Here is a 14,215-nt window from a genome sequence, read left to right on the forward strand (position 1 = left end):
CTGCCCAGGCGTGCCCCGCATGCCCACGCGTGCCCCGCCTACCCCCGCCTGCCCACGCGTGCCCCGCCTGCGCCGGGGCCCGCACGCGGGTCACCGCATATGCCCGTGACACTGCCACGCGCGTAGATCGACGGCCTGCGAAAGGGCCCCGGGCTCAGTCGGGAAGGATCCCCCAGTCGCCCACCGGCCCCCACAGCGGCGAGGTGCAGCGCTCGTAGGTCGCCCGCCAGTGCGGCCAGGAGCGGGCCACGTCGTCGTCGCACTCGGCCAGCAGCCGGTCGACGACGGACGGCTCCACGCCCTCCAGCAGCCAGGCCAGCGCGTCGGCCGAGCCCGGGCCGTCGGCCGAGCGCAGCAGGTCCAGCAGCTCGGGCAGGCCGCCGACCCGCGAGTTGTCGGCGAACACCCCGGCCATCCGCGGGAGCAGCTGGCGCTCCTCGATCCGCAGGTGCGTCTCCAGCCGGGCCGCCAGGTCCTCGATCGCGTACGCCACCGGCCAGACGCTCCCGGTGTCCCGGCTGGCGATCCGGACCAGCGTGGTGACCCGGGTGAACGAGTGGTCGAGGTTGTGGTGGTCCGACTCCAGCCAGTTGAGCAGCAGCCGCAGCTCGGGCGCGAAGCGGCGCACGATCGGCCAGATCCGGGTGTCCTGCTGCTCGTGGTGGCAGGTCAGCATCGCCGTCACGAAGTCCCAGTGCCGCAGCAGCGCCTCGCCCTTGGCGTCCTCGCCGGGCTGCAGCAGCCGCAGCGCGTTGGGCAGGCGGGCGAGGTCGCGGCGCAGCGCGGCGTGCACCAACCGCAGCCCGGCGAAGCGGACCGCCTGTGGCTCCTCGTCCTCGGTCCGCTCGGGTGCGGTGGCGGACGGCGGCGGCAGCAGGTGGATCGGCATGGCACTCTCTTCACGAATCGGCGGGTCGTGCGGATCACGGCCCCCGGAAGGCGGCCCCGTTCACTGTGCGTGCAGTCGATCAGAGGTGAATCAATGTCCGATTGACGCGCAGGTCACAGCCTTTTGCGCGGCCCGGCCGACGGCGGTGCCGCACGGCCGGGGAGAGTGCCGGATGAAAAGAACCGCCGGTGCCGGGGATCGCTCCCCCGCACCGGCGGTCGGTGTGTCCGCACGGACGGCGTCAGTCGGCCGCCGGGCCCGCCAGGTTCTTGGTGAGCCACTGCAGCGTGTCCGGGATCATCTTCTTGAAGTCCGAGGTCAGGTGCTTGCCGCCGGGCTGCTCGTAGTACTCGATGGCGACCGGCGGGGCGGCCTTGGCCACCCAGCTCTTGACCACGCCCTTCTCGTAACCGTTGGCGCCGCCGGCGGTGACCAGCATCTTCACGTCGGCCTTGCCCTGGGTGACCAGTACGTCGGGGTTGTTGGCCATCCGCTCGGCGTCGTGGCCCTTCCACAGGTGGGAGTCCGGGATGAAGTAGCCGTCGATCGGGACGGCGGCCTTGTACACGTCGGGGTACTGGAGCGAGAGCTTGGCGCTGCAGAACCCGCCGGTGGAGGCGCCCATGATGCCCCAGCTGTCGCGGCCCTTCAGGGTGCGGAAGTTGGCGCGGACCCAGTCCGGGATGTCCTGGGCCATCCAGGTCGCCATCTTGGGCTGGCCGGGGATGTCGGAGCAGTCCAGCGCGTTGTTCTCGTCGCTGTTGAAGTTCTGCACCGGCATGATCATGATGAACGGATGGGCCTTGCCGGCCTTGGCCAGCTGCTCGTCCTCCTCCTGGATCGGCAGCTGGTTGTCGGTCCAGGTGTTGTAGCCGTTGCTCTGGCCGCCCGCGTAGAGGGTGAGCACCGGGAAGCCGGTCTTCGCGTACTTGGGGTCGTTGTACTCGGGCGGCAGCCAGACCCACACCTGACCGGTGACGCCGGACTTCGGGCCGGCCAGCTTGGTCATCATGATCGGGCCGGCGGCGGTGTCGCGGACCTTGGTCAGCGAGGGCTGGCCGGTCGGCATCTGGACCTTGCCGCCCGAGGCCGGGGCCGCGCCGGTCGGCGCGGGGGCGCCGGTGGCGGCGGCCGGGTCGCCGGGGACCGAGCTCGTGCCGGCCGCGCTCGGGGTGCCGGCCGCCTTGGCGCTGTCCCCCTTCCCGCCACCGGAGCTCCCGCAGGCGGCGAGCGAGGCAGCCAGGGTGAGCACGGCGGCACCGGTCAGGACGGCGCGGGAACGGGACGACTGCCTAAGCACGGTGAGGACTCTCCGACCGATGACGCGCCCGGGCCGGCTGGCCGGGCGGCGGCCCCCGGGTGGGGCCGGACAGGCCCGGGGGCGCCTCGGCGCGGCCCCCGGAAGTGCGGCTCGCCGCAGCGCGCCGTCCTGCGATCTTATGACGTGGGCCGGGGCGGGCCGGTTGCGCGTCGGCCACCGGAAATCCAATGTTTGTTCGCGATCAGGTAAAACCCCTCACATGTCCCGTGCGGCCCCCGCCGGACGGCGGGGTACACAGCGGACAATGCGCCGAGCGACGCGATCTTTGGGTCCTTGCACCAGTGACGGCGGCCCCGCCGATCGGCGACGATCGGCTCAGAACCGAGCCGGCTCGGACCCGAGAACGAGGAGCGCCGCCATGTCCCAGCAGACCGCCGCCGACACCGGAACCGCCGCCGGCACCGGGACCGCCGTCGTCACCGGAGCCGGCAGCGGGGTCGGCCGGGCCGTCGCGGTCGAGCTGGGCGCCGCCGGCTGGCGGCTGGTCCTGGCCGGGCGCCGCGAGGAGCCGCTGCGGGAGACCGCCCGGCTGGCCGGCGGCCCGGCCGCCGTCGTGCCGACCGACGTCACCGACCCGGCGGCGGTGGACGCGCTGTTCGCGGCCGCCGCCGAGCGCTTCGGCCGGGTGGACCTGCTGTTCAACAACGCGGGCGGCTTCGGCCCGGCCGTCCCGGTGGACGAACTGGCGGTGGACGCCTGGCGCGCGGTCGTCGACCTCAACCTGACCGGCGCCTTCCTCTGCGCCCGGGCCGCCTTCCGGCAGATGAAGGCCCAGGACCCGCAGGGCGGCCGGATCATCAACAACGGCTCGATCTCCGCGCACGTCCCGCGCCCGCACTCGATCGCCTACACCGCGACCAAGCACGCCGTCACCGGGCTGACCAAGTCGCTCTCGCTGGACGGCCGCCCGTACCGGATCGCCTGCGGGCAGATCGACATCGGCAACGCGGCCACCGACATGACGGCGGCGATGAGCGCCGGGGTGCGGCAGGCGGACGGGCGGATCGCGCCGGAGCCGACGATGGACGTGGCCGACGTCGCGCGCACGGTGCGGCACATGGCGGCGCTGCCGCTGGAGGCGAACGTGCAGTTCGCGACGGTGATGGCGACCGCGATGCCGTACATCGGACGCGGCTGACCCACCACTGTCACGTCACGCGTCACTCGTCACTCGTCGTGCGAGTGGCGGTAGCGCAGCTCCCCGCCCTCCCCGCCCAGCCGGTAGACGCTGGTGGTGGGCCAGTACTCGCCGCTCTCGGCGCTGGGCAGCTGGACCCGCAGGAGCATGCGCAGCGAGGGCGGCGGGGCGGCGGCGTTGACGCGTTTGCGGTGGCCGTCCCAACGCCCGCCGCAGAGTTCGACGTCGAGGACGACGGGGGTGGTGCTCATCCCGCGATGGTGTCAGCGCTTTCGCCCGAAACGGGGGTTTGAAACAGTCGGTCCACCCGCAGGAGGGATCCCCGTCACACCGCGCTGACGCGGCCGACGGGGATCCCCGACCGCTACGGCCGCCAGGTGTCGTTCAGCGCGACCGTCCCCGAGGAGGGCACCGTCGCCGTCCGGTTGGCGCCGGACTCCCAGGTCACCGCCCCGCTCGCGTCCTTGCGGACGTACTTGTACTGGAAGGACGTGCCGGCCGGCAGGGACAGCGCCAGCGACCAGACCGGGTAGCCGGAGGACGAGAGCGGCAGCGCCTTGGCCGGGTCCCAGGCGCCCAGCGCCGGGTTGTCGCCGACGACGTAGACGTTCTGGCCGTACGAGGTCGTCGCGTTGACGTTGAACGAGGCGCCGGAGGCGTTCGTCCCGGGCTGGACGTACAGCGCGACCGCGTCGCCCGCGCCGACCGTCGCGGTGAACTGCCCGTTCGCGCCGACCTGGTAGGTCGGGCCGGTGCAGCCGCCGCCCGGCTGCGGGTCGCCGTGCTGGACGTCGCAGTAGGTGCCGGCGGGCAGGCCGGTCTGGAAGGTCTGGGTGATCGCGCCGGTCTCGTGGTTGATCGCGACGTAGCCCCGGTTGCCGCGGCCGAAGGCGATCGCGTTGTTGCCGTTGGACCACCAGTCGGTGACGCCGGTGCCGGCGACGGCGTTGCGGAAGCCGACCATGTTGGCGATCTGCCGCCAGGCGTGGGTGCAGTTCCAGCCGTCCTGGTAGCAGGCGTTCACGGTGCCGCCGTTGGGCGGGCCGTCGTCGTTGTTGGTGAACGCGTAGCCGGAGTAGACGTTGGGCGAGCCGTAGGTCGAGGCGAGCAGGAACACGTTGGCCAGCGTGTAGGTGTTCCCGTAGGTGTAGTTGAGGGTCGAACCGTTGCGCTCGGTGTCCCAGTTGTCGATGAAGCTGCGCGCCTGGCCGCTCGGCAGGTAGCCCCAGGAGGCGCCCCAGCCGTTGAGGTTGGCGAGCTTGTCACCGGTGAAGACGCGCTTGAGGTCGGTGCCGACGCGGAACTCGTCGACGTCGCCGTTGCCGGTGTACTCGGACGGCTGGATCGGCTCGCCCGCGCCGTAGATCACCTCCTGCACCCAGAAGGCGTTGGGGTTGGCCATCTTGGCCTTGATCGCGGCCAGGTCGGAGGCGGCGATGTGCTTGGCGGCGTCGATCCGGTAGCCGTCGACGCCGAGCGAGGCCAGGTCGTCCATGTAGTGCGCGATGGTCTGCTGGACGTACGCGCTGCCGGTGTCCAGGTCGGCGAGGTTGACCAGCTCGCAGTCCTGCACGTTGGTGCGGTCCTGGTAGTTGCTGACCGGCTGGCGGCAGGTGTGGAAGTCCTGGTCCTGGTAGACGCCGGGGTAGTTGTACTTGGTGTAGGCGGTGCCGCCGGTGCCGGTGCCCGAGCCGGCCGTCATGTGGTTGATCACCGTGTCGGCGACGACCTTGACGCCGGCCGCGTGGCAGGTGTCGACCATGTTCTTGAACGAGGTCCGGTCGCCGAGCCGTCCGGCGATCCGGTAGCTGACCGGCTGGTAGGAGGTCCACCACTGGGGGCCCTGGATGTGCTCCTGGGGCGGTGAGACCTCGACGAACCCGTAGCCCTTCGGGCCGAGGGTGCTGGTGCAGGCCTGGGCGACGGAGTCGAAGCGCCACTCGAAGAGGGTCGCGGTGACGTCCTTGCCGTTGTCGGCGGGCGGGGCGGCCTGGGCGGTGGGGGCGCCGAGGCCCGCGGTGAACGAGAGCGCCAGCGCCGCCGAGGCGGCGAGCGCTCCGGCCGCGCGGGCGGGCCGGCGGGTCCTCCCGGCCGAAGGCCGGGGGAGGGTGGGGGCGGTGGTGACCACGTCGTCTCCAAGGGGGGCGGCTGGGGTGGGGCAGCCAAGGTGCAGGAAGTTTCTGTAACTTGCCGGAAACTTGCAGCGAACTTAGAGCCGCCGGGAGACACCGTCAAGGCACGGGACGAAACGTTTCCGCATCAGTAGCCGCAGCCGTCGGAGAACCGGGACACGACGAGGGCCCGGCAGCCGCCTCGGCTGCCGGGCCCCGCCTACCGACCGAAGGTCAGCCGGTCTGGATGGAGGTGTCGTCGATCACGAAGCTCGTCTGCAGCGAGGCGTCCTCGGTGCCGGTGAACTTCAGCGTGACGCTCTTGCCCGCGTACGCCGACAGGTCGAAGGTCCGCTGCTGGTAGCCGGCCGCCGCGTCCACGTTGCTGTACGTCTTCAGCGTGGTCCCGTTGACCGACACCGTCAGCTTGTCGTACGCCGTCGTGCCCGTCTCCGCGGTGTCGATGTGCAGCCAGAAGCTCAGCGTCGCCTTGCAGCCCGCCGGGATCGTCACCGTCTGCGACAGCGTGTCCGTGTGCGCCGAGCCGTAGCCGTCCAGCCACGCCTTCCAGCTGCCGCCGTGCGCCGCCTGCGACGCGCTGTTGTCGATCACACCGCTCGACGCCGTCCACGGCGCCGCCGAACCCGTCTCGAAGCCCGCGTTGCCCAGCAACTGCGCCGGCGTGCAGCCGCCGCCACCGCCGGAGACGGCCCAGGAGAAGCTGGTCGTCGCGGTCTTGCCGCCCGCGTCGGTGACCGTGACGGTCGTGTTGTAGTTGCCCGCGGTGGAGGCCGTGCCGGAGATCACACCGGTCGAGGAGTTGATCGACAGGCCGGTGGGCAGGCCGGTGGCGGCGTACGACAGCGGCGCGGTGCCGCCCGAGGCCTGGATCTGCAGGTTCACCGAGCCGTTCAGCGCGGTGGACTGGCTGCCCGGGTTGGTGACGCTGACGCCGCCCGGGTTCGGCGGCGCCTGGCCGACGTTGACGCCCGCCCACGCGAGGCCCACCTGGTAGACCTCGTTGCTGTTCGCGCCGTAGAGGTCGGTGGCCGCGCTGACCGTCGCCGTGCGCGCGGCGGCGTAGTCGGTGGTCGAGGTCATGTAGGCGGTGAGCGCCTTGTACCAGATCTGCTTGGCCTTGTCCCGGCCGATGCCCGCGACCGTGACGCTGTTGGCCGTCGGGCTGTTGTAGTTGAACCCGTTGATGCTCTTCGCGCCGCTGCCCTCCGACAGCAGGTAGAAGAAGTGGTTCGCGACGCCGGACGAGTAGTGGACGTCCAGGTTGCCGACGCCCGAGTACCACGAGTCCGCCGAGGAGCCGTCCTTGGAGGGCTGGTCCATGTAGCGCAGCGGGGTGCCGTTGCCGTTGATGTTGAGCTGGATGCCGATGAAGTAGTTCGGCGGGGTGGAGGCCAGGTTGGCGTTCCACTCGACCATCTTGCCCATGATGTCGGAGGTGGCCTCGTTGAGGCCGCCGGACTCACCGGAGTAGTTGAGCGCGGCGGTCGCGGCGGTGACGCCGTGCGTCATCTCGTGGCCGGCCACGTCGAGCGCGGTGAGCGGGTGGGTGTTGCCGGAGCCGTCCCCGTAGGTCATGCAGAAGCAGGAGTCGTCCCAGAACGCGTTCACGTAGTTGTTGTCGTAGTGGACGCGGCTGTACGCGCCGACACCGTCGTTGCGGATGCCGTTGCGGTTGAAGGCGCTCTTGTAGAAGTCCCAGGTCGCGGCGACGCCGTACTGGGCGTCCACGGCCGCGGACTCGCCGTTGCTGGCCTGGCCGTTGCCCCACGTGTCGGTGGACTTGGCGTACAGCGTGCCGTTGCCGGACGTGCCGTTGCTCATGTTGGTCGTGTACTGGCCGCCGCGGGTGCCGTCCTTGAGCTGGTACTGCCCGCCGCTCTGGGTCGTGGTGAGCGGCACGTTGCCGACGTACACGCCGGTGCCGGTGCCGGTCTCGATGGTCTCGTTCTTGCCGAGCACCTCGCCGGTCGCCGCGTCGGTGACGACGTGCAGGCGGCTCGGCGTGCCGTCGTCGCCCTTGCCGGTGACGACGGTCTCGTACGCGAGCCGCGGGGTGCCCTTGGCGGCGAAGACCACCAGGCGCGGTGCGGCCTCCAGCGCGGCGCCCGACTCGGCGGCCAGCGCGCTCTCCTGGGCCTTCGGCGCGGCGAGCGCGGGGGTGGTGTCCAGGCCCGCCAGGACGGCGTCGCTGGCCTTGGTCACGCCCTTCGTGGCGCCGGCCGCGGTCTGGTGGACGACCAGGTCGCCGCCGAGGACCGGGAGGCCGGCGTAGGTGCGCTCGTACCGCAGGTGGCGGTCGCCGTTGGTGTCCTGGACGGCGTCCTTGGCGACGAGCTTCTCCTGGCCGCTCAGCCCGATGCTCTGGGCGAGGCTCGCGGCCTGCTGGTTCGCCGACGAGAGGAGCTCCGCACGGGCGGAGAGCTGCTGGGCGACGACCGTCGGCGCGTCGGGGGCGGCCGCCTGGGCGATGACCGGGATGCCGGTCACCAGCAGCGCGGTGGTGGCGGCCATGACGACCGCCGCCTTCCGGGCGTGGGCGTAGCGGGACATGCGGACTCCTTAACCGACCGGCGCGGGTGTGCGCACGGTGGAGGGCGACCTGGGCCGCGGGGTTGCGGCGCAGTGGGGGCCCCCGGCGGCGGTGTGCGCCAGGGGTGCAGCGGTGCTCACAGAGTCAGGTGCAGAGGAGTGCAGGTGTGCGGTGCGTGCAGAGGTGCGCACGGGGAAAGCCGCCGCGGGGAGGGAGAGTTGGGGGGTCCCTCGTCCGCAGCAGGGGGAATCGTGGCAGCAAATGAGCCGTTAATGACAGATGCATGCCATGGTTTGGCCGATTCGAGTCCGCACCGGGCAATCGCGAAGTGCTTCAACCGCGTTACAGGTAAAGGCACTTACAACAACGGTTTTCATGAGCGCCAAATTGTTCGGGTCCCCCGCACCGGCACTGACCAGCGCTCAGGCCGACGTCGGACCGCCCGGCCGGGGCGCAGCGTCCGCGGGGCCCGACACGTCACCATTCCGGCCGTGCCACCGCGCGGTTCCGGCCATTTCGAGCGGCCCCGGGAACGAACCCGGCACGAGCCCGGAACGAGCCCGGAACGGACCCGGGCCCGGCACCGCCACAACGGCGGTACCGGGCCCGGGAGTCGGAGGTCGTCAGCCCTGGACGAACACCGCCACGGTGCGGCCGGGCACGGTGAACGTGCCGGTCGCGGCGTCGAAGCCGGACTGCTTGACCACCGGGTCCGCGCCGCCCGCCTGGACGGGGTGCAGCGCCTGGGCCGTCCCCTTCAGCGCGGAGACCGTCTGGCTCTGCGCCGTGGGCGTGGCGTTGAAGACCACGGTGACACCCTTCTCGGCGCCGGCCAGACCGGTGCCGTCCAGGTGCAGGGTGATCACCCCGGGCGTCTCGGCGGCGGTGCCGGAGAGCGGGTAGGACAGCCGCTGCTGGACGTCGGCGAGGGTCGGCAGGGAGAACAGCGGCGAGGACTGCTTGATCCGCAGGAAGTCCTGGAACTGCGCCGTGGTCGCCCGGATGTCGTCCGCGCCGACGGTCAGCTTCGGGTTGGCCAGGAGCGATTGGGCCGTCGGCCAGAGCTCCTTGTTGTCCGCCGCCATCGGCAGGCCGCGGCCCCAGCCGTTGCCGTCCGCGGCACTCCAGTGGATCGCGTTGAACCAGTCGCCCGAGTTGTAGGAGTTCGAGTCGAGCGACTTCGAGCGCAGCAGGTCGCTGCCCGCCTGGGCGAAGCCGGCGCCCTGGGTGAGCGCGGTGAGCGAGAGCCCGAGCGCCTGCATCCGGGCCCGGTCGGCGGGGGCGGTGCCGGTGGGCAACTTGTAGGCGAGGGCGTCGAACAGGTCGGTGTTGTCGTGGGCGTCCACGTACTCCACCGCCTCGCCCGGCCTGCTCGCGTACCCGGTCGGGGAGCCGTTGTAGTCGACCTGGGCGCCGGTGACGGGCTTGCCGGAGCTGTCGGTGAACGCGTAGCCGGCCAGGTTGCCGGTCAGCCCGACCTTCAGCTGGTCCATCTCGTGCAGGAGCCGGGCCTTCTGCTGGTCGGGGGTGCCGTTGGCGGGCGAGCCGTTCGGGTCGGTGTACAGGCCCGAGGCGAAGCCCTGCTGCGGCGCGGAGCCGAGCATGAAGTTGCCGCCGCGGGCGGCGTCGCGCATCCGGTCGTCGAAGGTCGCGATGCCGGTGCCGGCCATGTTGGCCTGGGTGGCCTGGACGAACCGGGCGTCGTTGGCCACCGTGCCGAAGTTCCAGCCCTCGCCGTACAGGAAGACGTTCTTCCCGTCGACGCCGTCCGAGTCCGGCGTCATCTTCCGCAGCGCGGCCTGCACGTCGAGCATGGTCGACTTCGGGTCGAGGCCCATCAGGTCGAAGCGGAAGCCGTCGACGCGGTACTCGCGCGCCCACAGCGTGACCGAGTCGACGACGAGCCGGTTCATCATGGCGTGCTCGGGCGCGGTGTCGGAGCAGCAACTGTCCGTCGTCACCTTGCCGTTGGCGTCCAGCCGCTGGTAGTAGCCGGGCACCACCCGGTCCAGCACCGAGTTCCCGTCCTGGCCGCTGGCGGCGGTGTGGTTGAAGACGACGTCCAGCACGACGCGCAGCCCGGCCTCGTGCATGGCCTGCACCATCCGCCGGAACTGCACCGTGCGGGCGGTCCCGGTCGGGTCCGTGGCGTACGTGCCCTCCGGCACGTTGTAGTGCAGCGGGTCGTACCCCCAGTTGTACGCGTCGTCCGCGGCGACGGCGGCCACGCACTCCTGCTGCTTCGGGCCGTCCGGCGGAAGGGACTTGAGGTCGCAGGGCGGCAGCTTCTGCCCGGCCTTGTCCTTCGGGATGGACGCGATGTCGAAGGTCGGCAGCAGGTGGACCGTGGTCACACCGGCCTTGGCGAGGTCGCGCAGGTGCTGCATCCCGGCCGAGTTCGACTCGGTGAACGCCAGGTAGGTGCCGCGCTCGGCGGCGGGGACGGTGGCGTCCTCGACCGAGAAGTCGCGGACGTGCAGCTCCTGGATCCGCTGCTGCGCCGGCGGGACGGCCGCCGGGACGTTCTGGTCCTCCCAGCCCTCGGGCTTGAGCTCCTTGGCGTCGAGGTTCGCCACCAGGCTGCGCCTGGAGTCGGCGGACAGCGCGACCGAGTACGGGTCGGTGACGGTGTTGACGACGGTCTGCTGCACCGAGGGCGCCCAGACCTTCACCTGGTACAGGTAGTACTTGCCGTCCAACTCGGCCTTGTCGCGGACGACTTCCCACACACCGGTCTCGTCGTCCGGCTTCAGCGGCAGCGTCCTGGGCGTGCCCCCGGTGGCGCTGTCGAAGACCTGGACGGACACGTCCTGCGCGGTCGGCGCCCACACGGACAGCGCGACCTTGCCGTCGTAGTAGGCCGGGCCGAAGTCCACCCGGCCGGCCTTCCCCGCGTACAAGTCGTCCAGCACGCCCGGGATCTGCACGCCGGTCGCGGCCAACGCGGCCCCGCTCGGCAGGTGTTCGGTGAACAGCAGCTGGCTGCGCAGCGCGGCGGGCACGCGCGCGGCGTCCCGGGCGTCCACGGTGAAGGCCCGGTAGCCCGCCAGGTGCGGGAACTTGGCCTTCTGCACGTCGGTCAGCCCGCCCTGGGCGGGGGTGAGCCGGATCCACTTGCCCGGCTTGGTCAGCACGCCCTTGTCGGCGCGGATGCCGCCCGCGGGGTCGTAGACGAGCTGGGCGCTGGTGCCGCCGGCGAGCGCCGCGTCGGCGGCGCCGTAGTTCGCGGGGACGACGACGGTCTTCGCGTCGATCCACTGCGCCTTGGCGGTGCCGGGGTCCAACTGCGAGGAGGCGGCGGCGTTCTGGGGCAGGAGGTAGCCCTCGCGGCCGCCGAGGATCCACACTTCCCGGCCGTTGAGCGCGAAGTCCAGCGACTGGTCGCCCGGGAGGTCCTTGTCGTTGCCGTTGTGGAGGATGTAGCTGAGGCTGGTCGCCCCGGGGGCGAGGGGCACCTCGAAGACGTCGCCGAAGGCGTCGCGGCGGGCCGGCATCAGCGGTTTGCCCCAGTCGGTGGGGTTCGCGGCGCCGGTCCAGTCGTGCAGGCCCCAGCCGTCGTAGGCGCCGTCGGCCCGGTTGTAGTGGATGACGGCGGTGCCGGCCGGCGGGGTGCTCGTCGGGCCGGGGTCGGTGGTCCGCACGGTCGGGTCGCCCTGCTTGACCCAGACCTCGCCGGTGCTGCCCACGTCGATGTGCCGGTCGGCGTCGACGTCCTTGACGCCGTCCTTCTCGACGATGAACCCGACGTCCGAGGCGCCCGGCTTGAGCCGCACGTACGCGAAGGCGCCGTACGCGTCCCGGCCGGTGAAGCCGTGCCCGGCCGGCCACTGGGTCGACTCGCCGTCCGCGAGGTCGCCCCAGGCGTAGAGGTTCCAGCCGTCGTAGTTCCCGTCCGGCCGGTTGTAGTGCACGACGGCGTACGGGCGCGCGGTGGCCGTGGGTACGGGCTTGGGCGCCGGGGTGCCGGTGGTGAAGCTCGCGGTGGCGGAGCGCAGGTGCCCACTGGAGTCCTGCACGACGGCCTTGTAGCGGACGACCGTGCCGGGGGCGACGGCGCTCAGGTCCTGGGTGACGGCGTACTTCCCGGTGTCGGCGGTGCCGAGCGTCTGCCAGGGCCCGTCGCCGATCTGCCCGGTGAACGTGACGCGGTTGAAGCCGCCGTCCGTCTTCGCGCCGATCGTCACGAGCCCGGTCGAGCCGTCCGCGGGCGGCTGCACCGAGAGCTGCGGCGCGGCGGCGACCGGCGCGAGCCTGGCGCCCGCCTTGTAGACGACGGACGACAGCGCGGGCACGGTGACGGTCGCCTTGCGGTCGGCGCCGCTGGTCAGGTGCTCCCCCGCCGACGGGTAGATGCGGTCGAAGCCCATCCCGGCGGAGAACGTGTCCAGGGTGACCGTCTTCGCCTCGGTGGCGTTGTTGACCGCCACCAGGTACTCGACCTGCTGCCCGGCGTCGATCCGGGAGAACGCGTACACGCCCGCGCCGTCGGCGGCGTACCGCTCGATCTGGGCGCCGTCGGCGAGCGCCGGGTTGTCGCGGCGCAGCTTGGCGAGGCCGGCGATGCCCTGGTAGAGCTCGCCGCCCTGCCCGTACCGGTCGGCCGGTCCAGGGGCGCCGCCGAGCACGCGGTCGGCGTTGTAGGACGCCGTCCGCGAGGCGAACATGTCCTGCCGGGCGTCCTTGTCGCCGCCCGCGCCGGTGAAGCCCTGCTCGTCGCCGTAGTAGACGACGGGCTGCCCGCGGGTGAGGAACTGCAGCTCGTTGCCGAGCCGGTCCTTCTTCAGGAGGGTGGTGTCGTCGGCGCCCGGGTTGTCGGCGAGGAGGAAGGAGCCGAAGCGGCCCATGTCGTGGTTGCCGAGGAAGGTCGGCAGCTCGTACGCGTCGGTGTCGGCGCTGGTGTAGCGGTAGTCCTGGCCGTAGACGTCGGCGAGGTTCTTCGCCGAGCCGCCCTGCGAGACGTACGAGCGCGCGGCGCCCTGGAACGGGAAGTCGAGCGTGGCCTGGAGCCGGCCCTTGGTGACGTACGGCGAGGTGACCGCCGGGTCGCCGGAGTAGACCTCGCCGAACATGAAGAACTTCTTGTTGCCCTGCTTGGCGGCGAAGTCCTTGAGCGCCGGCGCCCACTGCTGCCAGAAGGCCATGTTGACGTGCTTGACGGTGTCGATCCGGAAGCCGTCCACGCCGGCGTCCTTCACCCACTGCTCGTAGACCTTCTCGAAGCCCTTCACCACGCGGGGGTTCTGGGTGTCGAGGTCGTCGAGCCCGCTGAAGTCGCCCTCGGTCGCGGACTCGCCGACGAAGGTCGAGTCGCCGCGGTTGTGGTAGAGCGACGGGTCGTTGAGCCAGGACGGGCTCTTGGCGGTCGCGTCGGCGGGGGTGCGGAAGACCGGGGTGTAGGGGAAGGAGTCCTTGGTGATCTTCGGCCAGGGGGCTCCGCTGTCGGCCACGGCCGTCTCGTCGACCGGGTTGCCGTCGGCGTCGAGCGTCGGGTAGGCGCCGGTCGAGCGGTAGGCGTGCTGCTGCTCGGCGTCGTCGATGACGTCGGCGGTGTGGTTGGTGATGACGTCGAAGAAGACCTTGATGCCGCGGGCGTGCGCCTTGGCTATCAGCTCCTTCAGCTGGTCGTTGGTACCGAAGTGCGGGTCGACCTGGGTGAAGTCGGTGATCCAGTAGCCGTGGTAGCCGGCGGACGCCTGGTCCCCCGTGCCCTGCACGGGCTTGTTCTTGAAGATCGGCGCCATCCAGATCGCGGTGGTGCCGAGGTTCTGGATGTAGTCGAGCTTCTGGATCAGGCCGGCCAGGTCGCCGCCGTGGTAGAAGCCCTTGTCGGCGGGGTCGAAGCCGTTGTCCAGCCGCCCGCCCGTGATGCCGCCGGTGTCGTTGGCCTGGTCGCCGTTGGCGAAGCGGTCGGGCAGGACGAAGTAGTACTGCTCGCGGGTGAGGTCGTGCCGCCCGGCGGTGGCCGCCAGTGCGGCGTCCGACGGCGGGGCGGGCGGGGCGGCGGCGAGGGCCGCGGGGGCGCCGCCGAGGGTGGCGGCGGTCAGTGCGGCGGCGAGCAGGACGGCCGTGCGGCCGGGTCTGCGTCGTGGGGTGCTCCGCCGGGGGCTGAGCGGCGTATCGGCCACTGAGGGCTCCCTTAGGGGAAGGGGCGGTCGAGTTCCCTGGAAGCTAGCGGCCTGCAATATGTTTCAGCAAGATGCAGAAA

The 14,215-nt window shown here is 71.6% G+C and carries 7 protein-coding genes; 1 reads left to right on the forward strand and 6 read right to left on the reverse strand.

Features of this window, described 5'->3' with window-relative positions:
• Nucleotides 1-154 precede the first annotated feature (154 nt).
• Entirely contained in the window at nucleotides 155-889 is a 735-nt protein-coding gene (locus tag ACFV4F_RS21615; protein WP_380504610.1) for a hemerythrin domain-containing protein, read from the reverse strand.
• Between the two features lie 241 nt (nucleotides 890-1,130).
• The gene (locus ACFV4F_RS21620) at nucleotides 1,131-2,189 is read right to left on the reverse strand and encodes an alpha/beta hydrolase (RefSeq protein ID WP_380504613.1); all 1,059 of its coding nucleotides are present in this window, start codon (nucleotides 2,187-2,189) and stop codon (nucleotides 1,131-1,133) included.
• A 379-nt stretch (nucleotides 2,190-2,568) separates the two neighbouring features.
• On the opposite strand from ACFV4F_RS21620, the gene ACFV4F_RS21625 reads away from it, so the two are divergent.
• Complete coding sequence (locus tag ACFV4F_RS21625; RefSeq protein ID WP_380504616.1) at nucleotides 2,569-3,348, forward strand: SDR family oxidoreductase; 780 nt, start codon at nucleotides 2,569-2,571, stop codon at nucleotides 3,346-3,348.
• Nucleotides 3,349-3,377: 29 nt separating this feature from the next.
• Here ACFV4F_RS21625 and ACFV4F_RS21630 read toward each other — a convergent pair whose 3' ends face one another.
• From ACFV4F_RS21630 to pulA, 4 genes are all read right to left on the reverse strand, one after another.
• The gene (locus ACFV4F_RS21630) at nucleotides 3,378-3,599 is read right to left on the reverse strand and encodes a hypothetical protein (RefSeq protein WP_380504619.1); all 222 of its coding nucleotides are present in this window, start codon (nucleotides 3,597-3,599) and stop codon (nucleotides 3,378-3,380) included.
• A gap of 113 nt (nucleotides 3,600-3,712) precedes the next feature.
• Nucleotides 3,713-5,476, reverse strand: a complete 1,764-nt coding sequence (locus ACFV4F_RS21635; RefSeq protein ID WP_380504622.1) for a carbohydrate-binding module family 20 domain-containing protein — start codon at nucleotides 5,474-5,476, stop codon at nucleotides 3,713-3,715.
• A gap of 217 nt (nucleotides 5,477-5,693) precedes the next feature.
• Nucleotides 5,694-8,030 carry a M4 family metallopeptidase gene (locus tag ACFV4F_RS21640; protein ID WP_380504625.1) on the reverse strand — a complete coding sequence of 779 codons (2,337 nt, stop codon included), beginning with the start codon at nucleotides 8,028-8,030 and terminating at the stop codon, nucleotides 5,694-5,696.
• A 603-nt stretch (nucleotides 8,031-8,633) separates the two neighbouring features.
• Nucleotides 8,634-14,135 (reverse strand): pullulanase-type alpha-1,6-glucosidase, encoded by a 5,502-nt coding sequence (gene pulA / locus ACFV4F_RS21645; protein ID WP_380504628.1) that lies wholly within the window; start codon nucleotides 14,133-14,135, stop codon nucleotides 8,634-8,636.
• Nucleotides 14,136-14,215: the final 80 nt, after the last annotated feature.

The organism is Kitasatospora sp. NPDC059722 (genome assembly GCF_042733235.1).
Taxonomy (GTDB): domain Bacteria; phylum Actinomycetota; class Actinomycetes; order Streptomycetales; family Streptomycetaceae; genus Kitasatospora.

Excerpts from the sequence above, each read along its gene's own strand:
- ACFV4F_RS21615 (WP_380504610.1), bottom strand. The coding sequence starts at position 889 with ATGCCGATCCACCTGCTGCCGCCGCCGTCCGCCACCGCACCCGAGCGG.
- ACFV4F_RS21630 (WP_380504619.1), bottom strand. The coding sequence starts at position 3,599 with ATGAGCACCACCCCCGTCGTCCTCGACGTCGAACTCTGCGGCGGGCGT.
- ACFV4F_RS21625 (WP_380504616.1), top strand. The coding sequence starts at position 2,569 with ATGTCCCAGCAGACCGCCGCCGACACCGGAACCGCCGCCGGCACCGGG.
- ACFV4F_RS21640 (WP_380504625.1), bottom strand. The coding sequence starts at position 8,030 with ATGTCCCGCTACGCCCACGCCCGGAAGGCGGCGGTCGTCATGGCCGCC.